Here is a 22343-nt window from a genome sequence, read left to right as displayed (position 1 = left end):
ATCACAATAAATAAGTGATCAGAAATAGCGTAGGGAAAATGCTTGAGAACAAGGCGCAATTTTTCGATAAGTAGTTATTCTACAATCAAAAATTGCAACGCAGTTATCGAGTATTTTAACAAGCTAGAATGACCAGTTATTTACTACGATTGGTATGAGTTTTGGTCAAGCCTTACAGTTTCTCTAGTCGTGCGTAAGCAGTTACCAACCATTTGATGCCTTCACCGTTAAAGGCAATCTGTACACGGCTTTGTGGACCACTGCCTTCGAAGTTGATGATGGTGCCTTCACCAAACTTTGGATGCATCACACGAGAACCTAGCGTAAAGCCGGTTTCATTAAAGCTCTCTTTCACAACAGTTTGGCTAAATCGACCACTGCTTGAAGGACGGCTAACTTGCGCCTTCATTCGTACTTCATCTAAACAAGTTTCTGGCAGTTCACGGATAAAGCGAGACGGTTTATGGTATTTATCCTGACCGTACAAACGACGCATTTCAGCATAAGTGATGTACAGTTTCTGCATTGCACGGGTCATGCCTACGTAACACAGACGGCGTTCTTCTTCTAAGCGCCCTGCTTCTTCTGCCGACATTTGGCTTGGGAACATGCCTTCTTCCACACCGACCATAAACACCAATGGGAACTCTAGACCTTTCGCACTGTGTAATGTCATGAGCTGAACCGCATCTTCAAATTCGTCCGCTTGTCCTTCGCCCGCTTCTAGTGCTGCGTGGGTTAGGAATGCCGTCAGCAGTGACATGTCTTCGGCTTCTTCTGGTTTCTCGAATTGGCGAGTTGCGGTCACCAATTCCTCCAAGTTCTCAATACGTGCCTTAGACTTTTCGCCCTTCTCTTGCTCGTACATCGCGAACAAGCCCGAGTATTTAATTACATGGTCAGTTTGGTGATGCAGCGGCATCTCTAAGGTGTCGTCTTCTAGCGCGGTGACAAGCTCGATAAAACGGCTCAGAGCACCAGCAGCGCGACCAGCAAGCACCTTCTCGTCCAACATTGCCACACTCGCTTCCCACATGGTGCAACCACGATCACGAGCCGCAAAACGGATGGTTTCAAGCGTCTTATCGCCCAAACCACGCGTTGGCGTATTCACCACACGTTCAAACGCCGCATCATCGTTACGGTTGGCAATCAGACGCATGTAGCTCAAGGCATCTTTGATTTCCTGACGTTCGAAGAATCGCATGCCGCCATAGATACGATAAGGCAGACCGGCTTGAATTAACGCTTCTTCCAGAACACGCGACTGGGCGTTGTTACGGTAAAGCATCGCAGCGTCATTCAGAGCACCGCCCTTGTCTTGCCACTCTTTGATTCTGTTCACCGCAAAACGGGCTTCATCTAATTCGTTGTAAGCGCTGTAAACCGAGATAGGCTCACCGACCACGCCATCCGTCCACAACTCTTTACCCATACGCTCGGTGTTATTCGCAATCAGGGTGTTAGATGCTTCCAGAATGGTCTTAGTGGAACGGTAGTTTTGCTCAAGACGAATGGTATTCACGCTTGGGAATTCCAGCGTAAACTTCTCAATATTCTCGACTTTTGCACCACGCCAGCCGTAAATCGACTGGTCGTCATCACCTACGATCATCACGTGACACTCAGGACCCGCCATCATACGTAGCCAAGCATATTGAATGTTGTTGGTATCTTGGAACTCATCCACCAAGATGTGCTTAAAGCGTGCTTGGTAGTGTTCACGGACGAACTTGTTATCACGCAGTAGCTCATGTGCGCGCAGCAAGATTTCCGCAAAATCGACTAAACCAGCACGGTCACACGCCTCTTGGTAAGCGGTGTACAACTGCAGATATGTCTTGGTTACTGGATCATGGTACGCATCAATGTGCGACGGGCGCAGACCTTCGTCTTTCTTACCGTTAATCCACCATGCCACTTGGCGTGCCGGCCACTGCTTCTCATCGAGGTTTTGCGCTTTAATCAAACGCTTTAGTAGACGCTGTTGGTCGTCACTGTCAATGATTTGGAAATCTTCCGGTAGCTTGGCATCAAGATAGTGTGCACGCAGAATACGGTGACAAATGCCGTGGAAAGTACCATTCCACATACCGCCTGCACTGCCCATCATTAGCTCTTCGATACGTCCACGCATCTCTGCCGCCGCCTTATTGGTAAAGGTTACCGACATAATTGAGAACGGAGAAGCTTGCTCGACCGACATCAGCCAAGCGATACGGTGAACAAGAACGCGTGTCTTACCACTTCCTGCGCCAGCAAGAACGAGCAAGTTTTCTAGAGGTGCTGCAACGGCTTCACGTTGTTTATCGTTCAAACCGTCGAGTAATAGAGATGGATCCATCATGATGAGAGCTACTGGTTATTTATACATAAAAACCGATTATAACCTAAACAACCGGGTGCTGTTTAGACAAAACTTGATAAAAAAATCGATGTTTTTTTGCCCAACACATCAATTAGTTATACCTATTTGACCCTGCAAACCCATTTACTTCGGAAATTTTTCTGAAAGTTTTTTAGCCAGTTTCCTATCTTTTAAGTTAAGCAAGTTGATAACAAAAACGCCAAAACAGGTGATTCATCTTGCCAACTTAAAGTAAAGGAAATCATTCAGAGGAATTTATTATGAAAAAGTCGAATCTAGCTGTTACTGCTGCTGTTACTGGTCTTCTAGCTCTTGGTGGCACAATGCTAACTGCAGCTCCAGCTGTCGCTGCTGAAAAAGAAAAGTGCTATGGCGTTTCTAAAGCAGGTAAAAACGACTGTGCAACAAAAAGCAGCTCATGCGCTGGTACTTCTAAAGAAGATAACCAAAAAGACGCATTCGTAGTCGTACCAAAAGGTCTTTGTGACAAACTCGCTGGCGGTAGCACTTCTTCTTCATAATCTTTTATCGCTAGCTATTGTGAGGATGCGTTGACGCTCAACCAACGCAAAGCCAAGACGCATCCTTCTCTTCCCGCACGATTTGAAAAGGAGTTTCACGTGAAACACCACACCTTCCACGACCTTGTTGGAGTTGGATTAAGAACCCCTCACCTCGATTACTTTAGCCAAAACCAACCCGAGTTGTCTTGGTTAGAAATCCACAGTGAAAACTATTTCCAACCCAACGCTGCAGAGCGCCATCAGCTACAAACGCTTCGCGAGCAATATCAAATTAGCTGCCACGGTATTGGTTTGTCGCTGGGCTCGGTGGAACGTGTTAGTCAAAAGCATCTTGCGCAACTTAAATCACTGATTGACTCAATCGACCCAATTCTTGTTTCTGACCATTTAAGTTGGAGTGAAAACGGCGGTCACTACTTTAATGACCTGCTTCCACTTCCGTATACGGAAGAAGCGCTCAACGTGTTCACTCGTAACGTGAATGAAGTGCAGGAATATTTGCAACGCGAGATCTTGATAGAGAACCCATCTAGTTATGTGAAGTTTCAACATTCGACCATCAGCGAATGGGAGTTTCTTACCGAAGTGCAAAAGCGCACTGACTGTCGTTTATTGCTCGATTTAAACAATGTTTATGTTTCGGCGTTCAACCACGGTTTTGATTGCGACACATACCTAGATGCGATTCCAGCCGACAAAGTGGATGAGATTCACTTGGCAGGTTTTACCATTAAACAACTCGACAAAGGTGAGATATGGATTGATACCCATAGCCGCCCAGTTAGCGATGAAGTTTGGCAGTTGTTTTCACAGTGGACAAAAAAACACGGTCCACGTCATACGTTGATTGAATGGGATTTGGATATCCCCGCGCCAGAAGTCTTATTAGGAGAAGCACAGAAAGCATCGCAACTACTGTTGCAAGGTACACTTCCAAGTGAACAAAGCGAACCAAGGAAGGCATCATGAATCTAGCCACCTTACAAAGCCAGTTTGCTAAAGCCCTACACTATCAAGCACTCGGTGAAGATTGCGATATTGCCAGTGATACGTTTACCGCTGATGAACGCATGCAGATTTACCGCAATAACTTTATCGTCAGCTTAAGCGAGGTGTTATCCGCGACCTACCCGATGGTTGAAGCGCTGCTTGGTGAAGAATGCTTTGAACAGATAGCTCGCCAGCATGTTCTTTCTTACCCATTAGAAGAAGGAAATGTGGTGCATTATGGCGAAGGCTTTCAAGACACCATCATGCAGTTCAGTCAGGTGATTGCACAAGCACCTTACAGCCCTGAAGTCGCCCGCTTCGAGTGGCATATCGACCTAGCTCGTCAAGCACAGTATGAGCAATCCAATGCAGCGGAATTAAAACCGCTTGCGTTACTTGGCGAAGTGAGTGAAGAGCAACAACCCACTTTAGTCTTACACCTTAAAAAGGGCTGCCGCAGCTTTGACTCCAACTACGCAGTATTCGATCTATTTAGCGCGATTCAAACTGGGCAATTCGAACAACTTAATATCAACCAATTACAGCAAGGTGTCATCTCGATTCAAGCCAATGGAGAAGCCTTGTGTCACGCACTCGATGCTGATGTGTTCCAACTGCTGCAATGTTTAGAGCAGAAGCAGAGTTTGAGCGAAATACCTGAAGTTTTACTCGCTCATCTCAATCGCATCATGGCACTCGATATTGTTGACGGCTTTACATTGCAATCAATCTAAGGAGCACTCTATGAAGGATACGATTAAAAACTTAGTGAATCGGTATGACGATTTAATCAGTACCTTACAAGCTGGCTTTGTCCCTTTACTACTTCTCTTTTGCCGCTTTTGGGTTGCTTGGGTGTTCTTCAATTCAGGACTAATCAAAATCTCGTCTTGGGATAGCACGTTGTACTTATTTGAGCTGGAATACCAAGTGCCAATCTTGCCATGGGAATTGGCGGCTTATTTAGGTACGGCTGCGGAGTTGGTTCTACCGGTGTTCTTGGCACTAGGATTGATTACCCGCCCGATGGCAGCAATGCTGTTTGTGTTCAACATCATCGCAGTGATCTCTTACCCACTGTTGTGGGAGAAAGGTTTTTATGATCACCAACTTTGGGGATTGATGATTCTTATCGTAATCGTATGGGGGCCAGGACCGCTGTCTTTGGACCACATCCTGAAAAAGAAAATGACGAGCTAAAAAAATCCCCGCATCATGCGGGGATTTTTTATTATTTATTCAAGTAAGCCAGTAGCTCTTCTGCTGAGATACCTTGCTGAGCGAGGTCTTTTGCCATCTGCTCGACTTGTTCATCTTTGCGTGACTCAATCACTTGCTGAAATTGGTACACGATATCACGCAAAATTGGCAGAGGTACTTGTTTAGCCGCACTACGAATACGCTCGGAGCTTTGATTACCCAGCTCATTAAGCAACTTGCCAAACATCACCTTTTCTGGTGAATCTTCCATTTGCTCTAGAATACGAGCCATTTCATACGTGGTTAACGACATTACTTTTTGAGTTCCGTTATGGTGTCAGGAAAAGTCTGAGTGACAAATATACACGCCTTACTTACATTGGAAAATACTAAATTACACTGATTTACGCTTTCGCAAAGCTCGAGTGCCAGTTCTTCCCTGCTTTTGTAAACAGAACGACCAACGCAGGTAATAGGACCCACATATGAATTGCGATCAAGGTTTGTGGATCCAGAGATAAGCGTTGCAGTGTACCCACCAACAAACCAGAGCCACTCATTTGGAACAATCCAAGCAGTGCAGCTGCCGTGCCCGCCTTATCACCAAACGGTTCTAACGCTTTCCCTGCCGCTGCACCCAGAATGAATGCAAAACCTACAGAAGACATGAAGATAGGTAGCATGAAAGAAAGCGCGGTATTCTGACCATTCATCACTAGCATGATCACACCTGCGAGACCCAGAGTTGAGATCCCGGTGACCAAGGTGTTGTGAGTTCCAACGCGCTCCATAAACTTAGGCGCCAGCATACATGCCGCAATGTTTATCACCGCATTTACACCAAACCAGAAAGTGAATTCATTCATCGACAGCCCCATCCCCGTCATCAATACCGACGGTGCTGAGGTAACGTAAGCAAGAATAACCGCCATCGCCATCAAGCATAATGACGCATGGAAAACAAAAGATGGTGTGCTAAGCACTGCCCAATACCGACTAAGCTTAAACACCGCTTGCTTTTCTGTTGACGGGTTAGTCTCTTTCATCATGAAAAACATCAATGATCCAGACACCACAGCAAAACCCGCCATAAAGCTAAAGTTAGCACGCCAGTCAAATTGCTGAGTTAACCAGCTACCTAGAATTGGAGCTAAAGCCGGAATGAAACAAATCGCACCGTTAAGGTAGCTGATCATTTTGCCGCTTTTTTCCGGGCCAAAGATATCGCGAACTGTTGCAAAGGCTGCTACCGATGTCGCACACGCACCTAAGCCTTGTAGCAGTCGGGAAACCAACATCCACTCAATATTTTGAGCACTCCACGCCAATAAAGCGCTCATCGCGTAAATGGTGATACCGCCCAATGCAACAGTTCGACGTCCGAGTTTATCTGCTAAGGGACCTGCGAATAGCTGACCAACACCCATAGCAAATAAGAACCAAGTGATCGTGTCTTGTGCTAGCGCATTATCGACCTGAAAAGTGGAAGCAATAAGAGGTAAAGCAGGTAGATAAATATCAATCGCTAAAGGACTGAAAAGAACCAAAAGGGTCAATAACGCCATCTGTTTTTTACTATTAGAAAACTGGCTAGACACACAACACTCCGAATTGGATAAAGAACTTTGGGTAAAGCTTAATCATCTGATGATATGAATGGAAATGATGTATAATCATGAGCATTATTCCTCAGAGGAAATTCACTGTGAACGTCGAAAAACTGGCTCGTATCGATTTAAATCTATTGGTCTGCTTTAAAGTGCTGATTGAAGAGTTAAATGTTACTCGTGCGGCCCACCGATTGTGCTTAAGCCAATCCGCCGTAAGTAAATCACTGGCTAAACTGCGCATTCAATTTGATGACCCTCTTTTCACTCGAAACTCACATGGATTAACACCTACGCCGCGCGCATTGTTTCTTAAACCGAAACTGGATCTGTTGATAAATCAGTTAGAAGTGCTGACTCAACCCGAAGAGTTTTCTCCGCAAAGCAGCGAATACCGTTTTCAAATAGCAGCGGTAGAGAGTGTCTACCCTCTCATTCTACCCCATTTCTTACCGGCGATTTTTCAACAAGCACCTGGCGTGACAATTAGCACACACCCGTGGTCGGATAATACATTTAAAATGCTTCAACGCGGCGAACTGGATTTAGGCTTAACTGGAAAAGATATCGATATAAACGATGCCAAGCTGACTCTTCAACCACCCGATGACATTTGCGAGTTGGAAATTTATCGTGATTACCAAATGTGCATCATTCGCAAAAACCACCCTGCGCTAAAACAACCTTGGAATCTGGAAGCCTATCTCGCCCTACGCCATGTACAAGTACGTTGTGATGGCAACGACCGTTGGTTGCTGGATTATCGCCTTGCAGATATTGGCGCCGACCGCGATATTGCCGTCACTGTGCCCGACTTTAACAGTGCCGCAAGTTTATGTTCATACACCGACTTTATCTTTACTGCGCCAAGTCATTTTGTGCAACTTGCGGCCAAACAGCTTGATTTGGTCGTGCTGCCACTACCGTTAGAATTCCCACCTATGGCTTACACTTTATTCTGGCACCGAGACAGAGAAAACGACCCTGCATTAGGCTGGCTACGTACGATGATCACACAAAAAACCGATCACCTTAGATAAAAACACCGCGCTCAATTTGCGCTTAGCGGCTAAAATGAGTAGCTTAACTGTCCTAGTCCTTTTTGGCTCATCTATGGCCTAGTTGTACTCCGACTCTATTGAAGTGATTGCGAACCTCAATGGAATCGTAAACTGCATGAAGCAGATGGAAACAGCTCCCACACCTGAGCATGAAGGAGCGGTAATTTGAAGGAATAACACAGATGCACAACGATACCCAAAGCCGCGTGAATGCAATTCGCGAATGGCTAGCACAACATAATATTGATGCCCTACTTGTCCCTCATGAAGACGAGTACTTGGGTGAATACGTACCAGCGCACAACGAGCGTTTACATTGGCTAACTGGCTTTACCGGTTCTGCTGGTGCTGCGGTAATCACCAAAGACAAAGCCGCTATCTTTGTTGATGGTCGCTACACAGTACAAGTAACAAAGCAGGTTCCTGCTGATCTATTCGAATACCGTCACTTGATTGAAGAGCCTGCACTAGATTGGATTAAAGACCATCTTGCAAATGGCGCGTCTGTGGCAATCGACCCTCGCATGCACAACTCTGCTTGGCTAGACATGGCACAAGCAAAACTTGCAGGTGCCCTTGAGCTTAAGATTCTCGATAGCAACCCAATTGATGAACTGTGGCACGACCGCCCTGCTCCTGTGGTTTCTGATGTTCGCCTAATGGCAACAGAAACAGTTGGACAATCAAGTGAAAGCAAACGCCAAGAAATCGCAGAGCTCGTGAAAAAAGCCGGTGCAGACAGCGCAGTGATCACAGCACTTGATTCTATCTGTTGGTTGCTCAACGTTCGTGGTCTAGATGTCTCACGTCTACCAGTTCTGCTTTCTCACGCGATTCTGCACTCAGACTCAAGCGTGGAATACTTCCTAGATCCTGCTCGCTTACCTGCTGAGTTTGACGCTCATGTTGGTGCGGACGTAACAGTTCATCACCCAGAAGCGTTGCAAGCACGACTAGAAACTCTAACTGGCAAGAATGTACTGGTTGACCCTGCGACAAGTAACGCATGGTTTAAGTTGGTTCTACAAAATGCTGGCGCATCTGTGGTGAGTAAAGCTGATCCATGTCTAATGCCAAAAGCGGCGAAGAACGCGGTTGAAATCGCAGGCATGAAAGCATGCCATATCCGTGATGGTGTGGCGATGAGTAAGTTCCTATCTTGGTTAGATGCAGAAGTCGCTGCTGGTAACCTGCATGATGAAGCGACACTGGCTGACAAACTGGAAGCGTTCCGTAGCGAAGACCCAACACTTATGGATCTTAGCTTCGATACCATTTCAGCGGCAGGTGGCAACGCGGCGATGTGTCACTACAACCACGAGAACCAACCTGAACCTGGCAAGCTAGAACTGAACACACTTTACCTAGTGGATTCAGGCGGTCAGTACCTAGATGGCACGACAGACATCACGCGTACCATCGCGATCGGTCAGCCTTCACAAGAGATGATTAAACAATTCACTCTCGCGCTAAAAGGCCACATCGGTGTTGCACGTGCACGTTTCCCGAAAGGCACACGTGGTTACCAAATCGATACGCTAGCTCGTCAGCACCTGTGGGCGGAGGGCTACGATTACGATCACGGTACTGGTCACGGTGTTGGTCACTTCCTAAGTGTTCATGAAGGTCCAGCAAGCATTTCGAAGAAGCAAATCGACGTGCCTCTAACAGAAGGCATGGTGCTGTCCAACGAGCCAGGTTACTACCGTGCGGATGCGTTTGGTATCCGTATCGAGAACCTAGAGCTTGTTGTTGAAACCCCAACTAACGGTGACTTCCCTGTTCTGTCATTTGAGTCGCTAACACGCTGTCCAATCGACAAGCGCAACATCAATGTTGATATGCTAACTCGTCCAGAGCTTGCATGGTTGAATGATTACCATCAGAAGGTATGGGATGAGATCAGCCCACTTGTTGAAGGTGATGTGAAAGAGTGGCTTCGTCAAGCAACGCTACCTGTAGCACACAGCTAGAAGCTAGAAGCTAGAAGCTAGAAGCTAGAAGCTAGAAGCTAGAAAAAAGTAGAGGGTTGATGTTTTGCATCAACCCTCTTTTCTTTACTTATGTTTCACGTGAAACATAACGATGACCAGTAGCTTTATTTGCTGATTAACCAGAATACGCTGAGTGCCAATCTCGCCATACAGGGTCAAAGCCTTTGGCTCGAATCATATCTTCCACAGAACCCGCACTTCGCTCATCACTGATCTCAAACTGCTCGAGTTCAACATCATCCATCGCATATCCACCCGGCTGAGTTTTAGATGCAGCAGACATACTGGTGATGCCTAACGGTAATACATTGTCTCTGAACTTTGGTGATTCACGAGTCGATAATGACAACTCCACTTCTGGATTCAACAAGCGATAAGCGCAAATCAACTGCACAAGCTGTTTATCCGTCATGACTGATTTGGGTTGGAGCGCGCCCTTACAAGGACGTAAACGTGGGAAAGAAATTGAGTAACGAGTCTGCCAATATGTGCGCTCAAGATAGTCCAAGTGCGCTGCCACATAAAAACAATCTGTTCGCCACTCTTCCAATCCTATTAAAGCACCAATACCTATCTTATCAATGCCCGCCTTTGCAAGACGATCGGGTGTATCCAATCGGTATTCGAAATCCATCTTGTTGCCACGCAAATGGTGCTCGGCGTAAGTCGAAGGATGATACGTTTCTTGATAGACCATCACCGCATCCAAACCCAATGTCTTGAGCTCAGCGTATTCGTCTTGATCAAGTGGCTGTACTTCCATCGCCAAATAGTTAAAGCGCTTCTTAATCATAGGCACCATTTCGCGGAAGTATTTCATACCCACTTTAGTTTCGTGCTCGCCAGTCACCAGCAATACGCTATCAAACTTCATGCGTTTAATGGCTTCAACTTCTGCAGCCACTTCGTCCCGATTCAAGGTACGACGCTTGATTCTGTTCTCCATGGAGAAGCCACAATAAGTACAAGCATTGGCGCACAAGTTAGAAAGGTACAATGGAATATAAAGCGACATGGTATTACCAAAACGCTTACGAGTTGCCGAGTATGACAGTTGCGCCATTTGCTCTAAGTACGCTTCAGCCGCTGGTGAAATTAGCGCTTTAAAATCTTCCAAATCACGCTTGGGTTTATTCAATGCTCGCTCGACATCTTGTGCCGTTTTCGCGTAGATCGACATCGAAATGTCATCCCAATTCAGCTGCTTAAATTGTTCAACGAAGCTCATGTTTTCCTCGCTTAATAGCTAAACCAATCTAGGACTAAAGCTCATCTAAGAATGACGTCAGTGGACTCGACGCAACCGCATGAGAAACCTTACCAGCAAGTCCGGCTTCATAAGCCATACGCCCCGACTCTACCGCCAACTTAAATGCCTTCGCCATCGCAACGGGATCGCTCGAAGCTGCAATCGCAGTATTGACGAGCACGGCATCCGCACCCATTTCCATCGCACGCGCGGCATGTGAAGGTGCGCCGATACCCGCATCCACAACCACAGGAACATTTGCTTGGTCAATGATGATCTCTAAGAAGTCGTGAGAAACTATCCCTTTGTTAGAACCGATCGGCGCACCTAATGGCATGACTGCAGCACAACCTACTTCTTCCAATCGTTTACATAGAACCGGGTCAGCATGACAGTAAGGAAGAACAATAAAGCCTTCACGAACCAGTTGTTCAGCAGCCGCAAGTGTCTCAATTGGATCAGGCATCAAGTACTTCGGGTCTGGGTGAATTTCCAATTTTAACCAGTTAGTACCTAACGCTTCTCGCGCCAGTTGTGCTGCAAATACGGCATCTTTAGCATTCTTTGCACCCGAGGTGTTCGGCAATAAGTTCACCCCCGCTTGTACTAACGGCAGCAAAATATCGTCTTGTTGGTCGTTCACATCCACACGCTTCAACGCCATAGTCGCAAGTTGAGAACCCGACACTTGAATCGCTTCTGCCATTAATCGGCTGTTGGCAAACTTCCCTGTTCCCGTGAACAGTCTTGATTCGAATTGTTTATCACCAATTTTAAGCATCGACGTTAACCCCCTGCGATCGCTTGAAACAAAGAGATGCTATCTCCTTGTGAAAGAACTGTGCTAGCCCACTCACTGCGCGGCACAACATTGTTATTAATTGCAAAAACACAGCCCATTTCAGGCAGCGCAAATTGACTAATGATTTGCCGTAAATTCGACTTACTGGCGACTTGATGTGACTGGTCATTAATGACAATAGTGATCACATCTAAATCAGCAGCGGTCATTTGTGTTGTTTGTTGTTCTGATAACGTCATTGCTTCCAACTCTCTTACTTCTGCCCATTACTCGTCAGCTTAATCTGAGCACACACTTGGCACTGTTTGTCTTTGCTTATCGCCATGGTTTGCCATTGCAGTTTCAACCCATCAAACAGATGCAACTTGGCAGTCTCGACATGAAACTTTCCCGTCGCCAGTTTTTGAATTGCCGCAATCGCTTGGTAGTTACCAAGTGTGCCGACCACCGGACCGACGACACCGCTCTCACTGCACTTTTGCGTTTGCGGTAATTCGTCGAACGGATACAAACAGCGGTAACACGCTTTACTCTGCGCTTCTTGTTCACTTGGTGTTTGGTAATCAAAGACAGCGAATTGCCCTTGCCAACCAATTGCCGCCGCCGAGATGAGCGGCGTATTTTGCTCGAAACAAACTTGGTTAATTAGCTGACGCGTTGGCATGTTATCGGTGCAGTCGAGCACCACATCCGCTAGCATCACCTCAAGCTGCAGCTGTGCTTTGTCTAATCGCTTATTGATAGCACGAGCTTGAACCATAGAATTAAGTTCAGTCAATTGCTTCACAGTCGCTTTTGTTTTCGCAACTTGGAGGTCTTGTTCACGATAAATGATCTGACGTTGTAGGTTACTGCTATCAACTTCATCGTCATCGACCACAACCAATTTACCAACACCCGCTGATGCCAAGTACAAACTCGCAGCACTTCCTAACCCACCACAACCGATGATCAGCACATTCGATTTACTCAACCGCTCTTGTCCAACTTCGGCAATTTCTGGCAGAGCGACTTGACGTTGATAGCGAAGGAACTGCTTATCCGTGAGCATGCTCGCCTCTCTTGGTATCCGCCAATTCATTATTCTGATCAGTGAACGTTAGCTGTCTTTCTTTCATCAGTTGTGCAAAGAACTCGATGACGGACTGAGGCGATTCTGCCAACGTAATAGCTCGCACAACTGCCAAACTAGAAACACCTGTTAGCCAAACTTGGTCAGCATTAGATTGGTCGATACCACCAATCGCAACCGTCGGAAAGCCAAGCACATAGTCACTTACTTCTTTGTCTTTTGAAGGTCTGAAAGCAGCCTCTGTATTTGTATAAGGAATGCTATCAATCAGCTTTTGATACAAAGCCAAGCGCACCAAACCTTGTGGTTTCGATGGCATCTGTTTTGTGGTGGTTGGGAAAATATGCCCTAGTGCGATGTAGCTAGGATGAATTTGCACGATGCGCAGTAGTTCGTAATAACCATGCGTAGAAAGACCAAGACGAATGCCGGCTTTAGTTATCTGAGCCAAATTCGATTCTTCTATGTCTTCTTGTCCTAGGTGAACGCCATAAGCGCCATGCTTGATTGCCAACTGCCAATAGTCATTGATGAACACTTGTGCTTGATACTGACGGCCTAGCTCAATTGCTCGAATGATCTGTTGTTCTAAATCGGCTTGTTGTGGGTTCTTGATTCGCAGTTGAATAGTGTTGATGCCTAGTGGCAGTAGACGCTCAATCCAAGCAACATCATCAACGACTGGATAGAGCCCTAGACTTTGCTTAGTTAGAGTTGGAAAGCTAACGCTCTCACCTTGTGCAGACCAACCAACTTGAATACCTAGCCGGTTATCCTCTAGTACAGGTGTGGGGAAATCATCAAATTGGTCAGCCCACTGAGTAGATCTTCCCTCACCAAGGTTGTCATTCAACAGTGTTTCACGTGAAACATTCGCTTGTTGAGTTAGCATTCCTCGAGCAAGTGTTAACGCATCTTCGATAGGAAAATCGAGTACTGTCAGCGTTACTATCCAAGCAAGGTGATGTTCAGGATCGAATATTGCGTTGAATTTGGACTTAACGGAAAGCGCTCTCACTTCGTTGTTAATTGGGTGACGCCAGATATCAAGCTGAAGCACTTTCTCCTTTTCATCGGATACATGCGTATCAGCAATGCCAATATAAATCGCTTTCGACGGTTGCTTAGCACACGCTTCTACCGATAAAGCAGAGCGGTAATAGAGCACAAATGAACTCTCATTCTCAGAGTCATAACCATTAATAAGATCTGTCGTTATGCGTGTGGTCTGTTGGTCGCGAACAAGCTGAAGACATTGAGTTGGGCTCACACCCAACTCAATGTCTTCTATGCTAAAACCCTGTTCTTTCGCCAACAACAAACATTGCTGAACGAAACCTGTCAGTTCAATCAACGATGACGGAATAAGGATTTTGCTCATTAGTCACTTACCTCGGCATGTGCTGCTGGGTGGTATAGCTCGGAACCTGACTCTCTAAATTCTTGCGATTTCTGACGCATCCCTTCAAGAGGATCATCTAGCATTTTGATCGAGATAGCTTGGTCCGCAGCAACTTGCTCAGTGTCTTTCGCGTACTCTCGTACCTCTTGCGAAATCTTCATCGAGCAGAACTTTGGTCCGCACATCGAACAGAAGTGAGCAACTTTGCCGGACTCTTGAGGTAAGGTTTCATCATGGAAAGCGCGCGCGGTATCTGGGTCGAGTGACAAGTTGAATTGATCTTCCCAGCGGAACTCGAAGCGAGCTTTAGAAAGCGCATTATCACGAACTTGAGCACCTGGGTGCCCTTTCGCTAAATCAGCGGCGTGCGCAGCAAGCTTATAAGTGATCATGCCTACTTTCACATCTTCTTTGTTTGGTAAGCCAAGATGCTCTTTAGGAGTGACGTAGCAAAGCATCGCACAGCCATACCAACCAATCATGGCAGCGCCGATGCCTGAAGTAATATGGTCGTAACCAGGAGCGACGTCTGTCGTCAGTGGGCCAAGCGTGTAGAATGGTGCTTCATGGCAGTGCTCCAGCTGCTCTTCCATGTTCTCTTTGATCATATGCATTGGAACATGGCCAGGACCTTCGATAATTACTTGTACGTCGTATTCCCACGCAATCTTGGTTAACTCACCAAGGGTACGAAGCTCTGCAAATTGCGCTTCGTCGTTAGCATCGGCCACCGAGCCAGGACGCAGACCATCACCGAGAGAAAGTGCCACATCATACTTAGCACAGATTTCACAGATCTCTCGGAAGTGGGTATATAAGAAGCTTTCTTGGTGATGCGCTAAACACCATTTCGCGATGATAGAACCACCACGAGAGACGATGCCAGTAACGCGTTTTGCAGTCATTGGCACATAACGAAGTAGTAAACCGGCATGGATAGTAAAGTAGTCAACGCCCTGCTCTGCTTGCTCAATCAGGGTATCGCGCATCACTTCCCAGTTAAGGTTTTCCGCAACACCATTCACTTTCTCGAGCGCTTGGTACATTGGCACGGTACCGATCGGAACCGGACTGTTACGTAGAATCCACTCGCGAGTTTCGTGAATATTGCGTCCAGTAGAGAGATCCATAACGGTATCGCCACCCCAGCGCGTCGCCCACACTAGTTTCTCTACTTCTTCTTCAATCGAAGAAGTGACCGATGAGTTACCGATGTTGGCGTTCACTTTGACCAAAAAGTTACGTCCAATGATCATTGGTTCGGATTCTGGGTGGTTGATATTAGAAGGGATAATAGCGCGACCTTCGGCGACTTCTTTACGCACAAACTCTGCAGTAATGTCCTTTGGTAGGTTCGCACCAAAGTTTTGACCCGGATGCTGTTGATTCAGCACTTCATCGCGATACTTGGCACGCCCCATGTTTTCACGCAGCGCGATATATTCCATTTCTGGGGTAATAATACCTTTGCGAGCATAGTGCAATTGGGTCACACAATGGCCATCTTTGGCACGTCGAATACGTGGTAGATTACCGTAACGAAGATCGTCTAGTGTTTCGTCTTCTAAGCGTTCTTTGGTGTACACCGAGCTTACTTCATCAAGTAGCTCAGTATCGGCGCGCTCTTCAATCCACCCTTCTCTCAGCTTAGGTAAGCCGTTATAGAGGTCTATGGTGTGCTCTGGATCTGTGTATACACCCGACGTATCGTAAACGCGTACTGGCTCATTAGGTTCGAATATAGGCGCTTCTTTTGTGCCTCCAATAAGGCTATCAGCGAGTGATATTTCACGCATTGGCACACGAATATCTGGACGTGAGCCTTCTACGTAGACTTTGCTTGAATTGGGGTACGGTTGTACCGAGAGTGTATCAATGAACTGTTTTGCTTCCAGTCTCGCTTGTTTGCGACTCGACATAGCATTTTTCCTTGCTTTGTTATACTAGATAAAAAGTAATTGGATAAAAATGCTTGGCGGATAGATGCGACAAGAGGAGTCAAATTAAGGCTAGTTAAAGCTTACGATATTTGCCTGTAACAACATTCGACTTTTGATAGATCAACCAGAAAGAACTCCGGTGTGAATATCTTCTCTTGTTCCCTTCGCAGATTCTAATCTGATCAGGTTCAACGGATCCCGAATTAACGGTCTCAGCCTTATGGCACTCCGACAAGTGATGTCAGTATATAAAAACGGCTTGGTGAAACCAAGCCGACCTGTTCAATTTTTAACTACTTTGCTAGCTGCGCATCAATAATTGAAAGCCTATCCACGCAGCTGAAATACTTAACACGACATTCAACAATACGTTCAACCCCATCTTAAAGAAAGCGCCCTGCTGCATAAGCAACACATTATCCATCGAGAAGGTGGAAAACGTCGTTAGTGCCCCTAAAAAACCCAAGCCAATCACTTGTCGCCAAGGTTCCATTGCCAAAAGTTCATTATCGAAAGCTGCTATCAATAAGCCCATCATAAATGAGCCAACAACGTTAACGGTTAACGTACCATATGGAAAACCACGCCCCAATAAAATGACACAAAGTTCAGAAATTAAGTAACGAGAACATGCACCAAATGCACCACCCAATGCAATAAAACCCAAAACGGATAGTTGTCCCATAATTCCCCCAGAAAATTTAATGGCGACATTGTAATCAAATTTACGGCAATAGTGATTATACAATCTTAGAATTCAGCAAAGTATAGCGCTTAAAACTTATCAAGATTTTAAAAGTTACAGGAGTCACTTTACTTCAATGTAACCCATCAAACCCGTCTTCATATGTTCAATTACATGACAATGGTACATCCAACGCCCTGGGTTATCTGCAACAAATGCCGCTTTCGCACTGCCGTTTTTTCCAAGTAAGACCGTATCGGTATGAAACGGTTCGTCGAGTTTTTTGCCATCTAACTCAAGAACCGTAAATGTGTGTCCATGAAGATGAATAGGATGATGATATTGGGTGACGTTCTTTAGGTTGAAGATATAGGTTTTTCCCATCTCCAATGTTGAAAGCGGCGCTGGAATATTATCTTTGCTCATTCCCTCCCAAGCCCGTTTGTTCATCAGCCAGAATTGGGGGATCGCTTTGCCCGATTTATCAGCAGGAGTGATCGCCCCCTCCCACTCAAACACATAATCGATTTGCTCTGCATTTTTCAAATCGAGAGCTGGCACAGGGTTGAGAGGTAATAAAGGCAGTTTCTGGTTGTTCGACAGATCAGACTCAACAACGTCAAACTCGCACAAAGGGAATGGGAAGCGTCCTTTCATTTGACGCACATAAACACGTTTTCCAGCCTTTGGAGCAATCAATCCGACATCTAACCTCATTCCTGGACCAATTTTATGCTGAGTGAGCTTGTAAGGCGTTTTAACAGGGTTACCATCAATAGCGATAACCCAAGCCTCTGCACCTTCAATAGCGATCGGGTAAGTAATGGTGTTATCGACATTAGCAATTCTTAATCGCGTGGTAGCATTCTGCTTCAGCGTATAAACAGGTTCATGCACACCATTGACGCTACTCCACTCTCCGGGAGTCCCCATACGAGCGCTCAAGCGCGGTACCATAAGGTTCTTCCACTGACCTTGTTTGTCTAAATGCCAATGCTTTAGAACTATTTCCTGTTCTTCATCAAATAGAACAGGCTCAGCCTCTTCAACGATAATTAGCCCAACTAAGCCCATACCAAGTTGCTTAACGCTATTCATGTGGGGGTGATACCAAAACGTGCCTGCATCTGGCGGTGTAAATTCATAAACGAATGTTTCACCCGGCATGATAGGCGGCTGGCTTAAGAAAGGTACACCATCCATTTCAATAGGGATTCGCAAGCCATGCCAGTGGATTGTAGTCGGCTCTGAAAGCTTGTTAGTAAACCGAATTATAACTTTCTCGCCTTGGCGACAACGAATCGTAGGCGCTGGAATCGAACCATTAAATGCGAGTACGTCTGTGTTAAACCCAGGGACCAATTCTGCAGTAGAAGGCTCTGCAGTGATATCGTATATATATTGCCCCTGCTTATTAGTGCTCCTAGATAGAGAACATGCAGGTAGAACGGTAAGCGCGGAGATTGCTAAGGATGATTGAAGAAAGCGTCGACGAGATATATCCATACATAGTTACTCATTAATCCAGATCGGTTGAGTGTAACTAAATATAAATAGTGATTCCCCTTTATTATTAAAATTTCGGGCCACTGATCATTACAGCTAACTGTAGTTTCGTTCGTTCAGTAGATTAAATGCTGCCAAAGTACAGCAGAAAGCCATACTTACGAGATAAGAGTAGAAATAAGCCGTAATAATGAGAGGAAGCCAGATACAAAAAAGGCTCTGACCTAAGTCAGAGCCTGATATGTGGCAGGGGTGGAGAGATTCGAACTCCCAACACGCGGATTTGGAATCCGCTGCTCTGCCAATTGGAGCTACACCCCTATAGAATTTTCATATTCTAGATTTGACAAAACCTCGCATAAGCGAGGTTGTCGATATTAAGTGGCGGAGTGGACGGGACTCGAACCCGCGACCCCCGGCGTGACAGGCCGGTATTCTAACCAACTGAACTACCACTCCGCAGTGGTATCACTCGCTTTAATAAGCAAGCGTCCGCTTTTGTCTTCACTTTTCGAAAAAAGTGAAAATAAAACTAAAGCCTGGCGATGTCCTACTCTCACATGGGGAAGCCCCACACTACCATCGGCGCTATTTCGTTTCACTTCTGAGTTCGGCATGGAAATCAGGTGGGTCCAAAACGCTATGGTCGCCAAGCAAATTCTTTAATCTGGAAAGCTGTTTTTTAATTCTCGTTACTACACATTCAATGTTCTTTCATTGAGTCCATCAAAACCCCTTGGGTGTTGTATGGTTAAGCCTCACGGGCAATTAGTACAGGTTAGCTCAACGCCTCACAACGCTTACACACCCTGCCTATCAACGTCGTAGTCTACGACAACCCTTTAGGATACTTAAAGTATCAGGGAGAACTCATCTCAAGGCTCGCTTCCCGCTTAGATGCTTTCAGCGGTTATCGATCCCGAACTTAGCTACCGGGCAATGCGTCTGGCGACACAACCCGAACACCAGAGGTTCGTCCACTCCGGTCCTCTCGTACTAGGAGCAGCCCCTTTCAATTCTCCAACGCCCACGGCAGATAGGGACCGAACTGTCTCACGACGTTCTAAACCCAGCTCGCGTACCACTTTAAATGGCGAACAGCCATACCCTTGGGACCGACTTCAGCCCCAGGATGTGATGAGCCGACATCGAGGTGCCAAACACCGCCGTCGATATGAACTCTTGGGCGGTATCAGCCTGTTATCCCCGGAGTACCTTTTATCCGTTGAGCGATGGCCCTTCCATTCAGAACCACCGGATCACTATGACCTGCTTTCGCACCTGCTCGAATTGTCATTCTCGCAGTCAAGCGGGCTTATGCCATTGCACTAACCTCACGATGTCCAACCGTGATTAGCCCACCTTCGTGCTCCTCCGTTACGCTTTGGGAGGAGACCGCCCCAGTCAAACTACCCACCAGGCACTGTCCGCAACCCCGATAAGGGGTCGACGTTAGAACATCAACACTACAAGGGTGGTATTTCAAGGACGGCTCCACGCAATCTAGCGACTGCGCTTCAAAGCCTCCCACCTATCCTACACATGTAGGGTCAATGTTCAGTGCCAAGCTGTAGTAAAGGTTCACGGGGTCTTTCCGTCTAGCCGCGGGTACACTGCATCTTCACAGCGATTTCAATTTCACTGAGTCTCGGGTGGAGACAGCGTGGCCATCATTACGCCATTCGTGCAGGTCGGAACTTACCCGACAAGGAATTTCGCTACCTTAGGACCGTTATAGTTACGGCCGCCGTTTACCGGGGCTTCGATCAAGAGCTTCGACCGAAGTCTAACCCCATCAATTAACCTTCCGGCACCGGGCAGGCGTCACACCGTATACGTCATCTTGCGATTTTGCACAGTGCTGTGTTTTTAATAAACAGTTGCAGCCACCTGGTATCTGCGACTCTCAATAGCTCCATCCGCGAGGGACTTCACCGTCGAGAGCGTACCTTCTCCCGAAGTTACGGTACCATTTTGCCTAGTTCCTTCACCCGAGTTCTCTCAAGCGCCTTGGTATTCTCTACCCGACCACCTGTGTCGGTTTGGGGTACGATTCCTTACAATCTGAAGCTTAGAGGCTTTTCCTGGAAGCATGGCATCAATGACTTCACATCCGTAGTGCTCGACGTCGTGTCTCAGCCTTAGAAAGAGCCGGATTTACCTAACTCTTAAGCCTACGCACTTGAACCTGGACAACCGTCGCCAGGCCCACCTAGCCTTCTCCGTCCCCCCATCGCAATTGTAAGAAGTACGGGAATATTAACCCGTTTCCCATCGACTACGCCTTTCGGCCTCGCCTTAGGGGTCGACTTACCCTGCCCCGATTAACGTTGGACAGGAACCCTTGGTCTTCCGGCGAGGAGGTTTTTCACCCCCTTTATCGTTACTCATGTCAGCATTCGCACTTCTGATACGTCCAGCATGCGTTACCACACACCTTCAACCGCTTACAGAACGCTCCCCTACCCAATATACAAAAGTATATTGCCGCAGCTTCGGTTTACTACTTAGCCCCGTTACATCTTCCGCGCAGGCCGACTCGACCAGTGAGCTATTACGCTTTCTTTAAATGATGGCTGCTTCTAAGCCAACATCCTGGCTGTCTGAGCCTTCCCACATCGTTTCCCACTTAGTAGTAATTTGGGACCTTAGCTGGCGGTCTGGGTTGTTTCCCTCTCCACGACGGACGTTAGCACCCGCCGTGTGTCTCCCGGATAGTACTTACTGGTATTCGGAGTTTGCAAAGGGTTGGTAAGTCGGGATGACCCCCTAGCCTTAACAGTGCTCTACCCCCAGTAGTATTCGTCCGAGGCGCTACCTAAATAGCTTTCGGGGAGAACCAGCTATCTCCAGGTTTGATTGGCCTTTCACCCCTAGCCACAAGTCATCCGCTAATTTTTCAACATTAGTCGGTTCGGTCCTCCAGTTGATGTTACTCAACCTTCAACCTGCCCATGGCTAGATCACCTGGTTTCGGGTCTATATCCAGAGACTGAACGCCCAGTTAAGACTCGGTTTCCCTACGGCTCCCCTAGATGGTTAACCTTGCCACTGAATATAAGTCGCTGACCCATTATACAAAAGGTACGCAGTCACAGGACAAGCCTGCTCCTACTGCTTGTACGTACACGGTTTCAGGTTCTATTTCACTCCCCTCACAGGGGTTCTTTTCGCCTTTCCCTCACGGTACTGGTTCACTATCGGTCAGTCAGTAGTATTTAGCCTTGGAGGATGGTCCCCCCATATTCAGACAGGATATCACGTGTCCCGCCCTACTCGATTTCACTGAACACACGTCGTCAACTACGGGACTATCACCCTGTATCGTCGGCCTTTCCAGGCTGTTCGTCTAACGCGTGTAAAGCTTAAGGGCTAGTCCAATTTCGCTCGCCGCTACTTTCGGAATCTCGGTTGATTTCTTTTCCTCGGGGTACTTAGATGTTTCAGTTCCCCCGGTTCGCCCTGTTGAGCTATGTATTCACTCAACAGTAATACCTTATGGTATTGGGTTTCCCCATTCGGAAATCCCAGACTCAAATGGTTTTTACTACCTAATCTGGGCTTATCGCAAGTTAATACGTCCTTCATCGCCTCTGACTGCCAAGGCATCCACCGTGTACGCTTAGTCACTTAACCATACAACCCGAAGGAGTTTCGAGTTGATGAACAAGTCACCAAAGTTGTCTGCAATTTTTATACATGATGCAGACTCGATTTTGCCGGACTCAAATTCCAAGAACACTTGAATGTGTTGTATTGGTGTTTGTCATAAAGACAAACATTGAGAACTTTACAAACAATCTCCTATCTATTTAAAGACAAGGATTGTTTTGTCAGCTTTCCAAATTGTTAAAGAGCTATGTTGCTTCACAAGGAAGTTACATTTTCTAAAGACTTTCAGAGTCAAAAATACCAACCAGTATCAATTGCTTGTTCTGGTTTG

At 46.5% G+C, this 22343-nt stretch carries 17 protein-coding genes, 2 tRNA genes, 2 rRNA genes and 1 riboswitch; of the genes, 6 read left to right on the top strand and 15 right to left on the bottom strand.

The window, feature by feature from the left end:
- Positions 1-172: 172 nt before the first annotated feature.
- Entirely contained in the window at positions 173-2347 is a 2175-nt protein-coding gene (gene uvrD, locus J4N43_RS00230; protein ID WP_053350787.1) for a DNA helicase II, read from the bottom strand.
- A gap of 281 nt (positions 2348-2628) precedes the next feature.
- Between uvrD and J4N43_RS00225 the strand changes: the two genes are divergently transcribed.
- The 4 genes from J4N43_RS00225 (at position 2629) to J4N43_RS00210 (ending at position 5082) form a co-directional block, all read left to right on the top strand.
- Complete coding sequence (locus tag J4N43_RS00225; protein ID WP_005378779.1) at positions 2629-2889, top strand: BufA1 family periplasmic bufferin-type metallophore; 261 nt, start codon at positions 2629-2631, stop codon at positions 2887-2889.
- Positions 2890-2988: 99 nt separating this feature from the next.
- The gene (bufB, locus tag J4N43_RS00220) at positions 2989-3861 is read left to right on the top strand and encodes an MNIO family bufferin maturase (protein ID WP_053350788.1); all 873 of its coding nucleotides are present in this window, start codon (positions 2989-2991) and stop codon (positions 3859-3861) included.
- A complete protein-coding gene (locus J4N43_RS00215) occupies positions 3858-4616 on the top strand; it encodes an HvfC/BufC N-terminal domain-containing protein (RefSeq protein WP_062730800.1) in 759 nt (252 codons plus the stop codon). The genes bufB and J4N43_RS00215 overlap by 4 nt, the downstream gene beginning before the upstream one ends.
- 10 nt (positions 4617-4626) lie before the next feature.
- Positions 4627-5082, top strand: coding sequence for a DoxX family protein (locus J4N43_RS00210; protein ID WP_053350790.1), 456 nt, complete (start codon positions 4627-4629; stop codon positions 5080-5082).
- 31 nt (positions 5083-5113) lie between these two features.
- On the opposite strand, the gene tsrA is transcribed toward J4N43_RS00210, so the two are convergent.
- Together tsrA and J4N43_RS00200 are read right to left on the bottom strand one after the other, a co-directional pair.
- On the bottom strand, positions 5114-5395 hold the full coding sequence (gene tsrA, locus J4N43_RS00205; RefSeq protein WP_005378786.1) for an H-NS-like global regulator TsrA: 282 nt from the start codon (positions 5393-5395) through the stop codon (positions 5114-5116).
- 91 nt (positions 5396-5486) lie between these two features.
- A complete protein-coding gene (locus J4N43_RS00200) occupies positions 5487-6680 on the bottom strand; it encodes a multidrug effflux MFS transporter (RefSeq protein ID WP_005382927.1) in 1194 nt (397 codons plus the stop codon).
- 107 nt (positions 6681-6787) lie between these two features.
- Here J4N43_RS00200 and J4N43_RS00195 point away from each other — a divergent pair, with 107 nt between their 5' ends.
- Positions 6788-7729: a LysR family transcriptional regulator gene (locus tag J4N43_RS00195; protein WP_005378791.1), complete on the top strand. Its 942-nt coding sequence runs from the start codon at positions 6788-6790 to the stop codon at positions 7727-7729.
- Between the two features lie 203 nt (positions 7730-7932).
- Complete coding sequence (locus J4N43_RS00190; protein ID WP_053350791.1) at positions 7933-9723, top strand: aminopeptidase P family protein; 1791 nt, start codon at positions 7933-7935, stop codon at positions 9721-9723.
- 136 nt (positions 9724-9859) lie between these two features.
- Here J4N43_RS00190 and thiH read toward each other — a convergent pair whose 3' ends face one another.
- The 12 genes from thiH to J4N43_RS00130 all read right to left on the bottom strand — a co-directional run bounded on the left by thiH (position 9860) and on the right by J4N43_RS00130 (position 22036).
- Positions 9860-10972, bottom strand: a complete 1113-nt coding sequence (gene thiH / locus J4N43_RS00185; protein ID WP_062730799.1) for a 2-iminoacetate synthase ThiH — start codon at positions 10970-10972, stop codon at positions 9860-9862.
- A gap of 34 nt (positions 10973-11006) precedes the next feature.
- Complete coding sequence (locus J4N43_RS00180; protein ID WP_005397059.1) at positions 11007-11774, bottom strand: thiazole synthase; 768 nt, start codon at positions 11772-11774, stop codon at positions 11007-11009.
- A gap of 5 nt (positions 11775-11779) precedes the next feature.
- On the bottom strand, positions 11780-12034 hold the full coding sequence (thiS, locus tag J4N43_RS00175) for a sulfur carrier protein ThiS (RefSeq protein ID WP_053350793.1): 255 nt from the start codon (positions 12032-12034) through the stop codon (positions 11780-11782).
- Between the two features lie 14 nt (positions 12035-12048).
- Positions 12049-12846 (bottom strand): HesA/MoeB/ThiF family protein, encoded by a 798-nt coding sequence (locus tag J4N43_RS00170; protein ID WP_053350794.1) that lies wholly within the window; start codon positions 12844-12846, stop codon positions 12049-12051.
- Positions 12833-14248 (bottom strand): thiamine phosphate synthase, encoded by a 1416-nt coding sequence (locus J4N43_RS00165; RefSeq protein WP_053350795.1) that lies wholly within the window; start codon positions 14246-14248, stop codon positions 12833-12835. Before J4N43_RS00165 ends, J4N43_RS00170 begins: the two co-directional genes overlap by 14 nt.
- Positions 14248-16188: a phosphomethylpyrimidine synthase ThiC gene (thiC, locus tag J4N43_RS00160; protein ID WP_053350796.1), complete on the bottom strand. Its 1941-nt coding sequence runs from the start codon at positions 16186-16188 to the stop codon at positions 14248-14250. The genes J4N43_RS00165 and thiC overlap by 1 nt, the downstream gene beginning before the upstream one ends.
- A 163-nt stretch (positions 16189-16351) precedes the next feature.
- Positions 16352-16450: riboswitch (TPP riboswitch) on the bottom strand.
- A gap of 60 nt (positions 16451-16510) precedes the next feature.
- Entirely contained in the window at positions 16511-16894 is a 384-nt protein-coding gene (crcB, locus tag J4N43_RS00155; protein ID WP_053350797.1) for a fluoride efflux transporter CrcB, read from the bottom strand.
- Between the two features lie 123 nt (positions 16895-17017).
- Complete coding sequence (locus J4N43_RS00150) at positions 17018-18400, bottom strand: multicopper oxidase family protein (RefSeq protein WP_053350798.1); 1383 nt, start codon at positions 18398-18400, stop codon at positions 17018-17020.
- Positions 18401-18644: 244 nt separating this feature from the next.
- A tRNA-Trp gene (locus J4N43_RS00145) sits at positions 18645-18721 on the bottom strand.
- Between the two features lie 61 nt (positions 18722-18782).
- A tRNA-Asp gene (locus J4N43_RS00140) sits at positions 18783-18859 on the bottom strand.
- Positions 18860-18937: 78 nt separating this feature from the next.
- Positions 18938-19054 (bottom strand): 5S ribosomal RNA (gene rrf, locus J4N43_RS00135).
- Between the two features lie 93 nt (positions 19055-19147).
- Positions 19148-22036 (bottom strand): 23S ribosomal RNA (locus J4N43_RS00130).
- Between the last annotated feature and the right edge of the window lie 307 nt (positions 22037-22343).

The sequence above is a fragment of the Vibrio sp. SCSIO 43009 genome (genome assembly GCF_023716525.1).
GTDB lineage: Bacteria > Pseudomonadota > Gammaproteobacteria > Enterobacterales > Vibrionaceae > Vibrio > Vibrio alginolyticus.
This window is presented reverse-complemented; position numbering and strand designations above follow the sequence as displayed.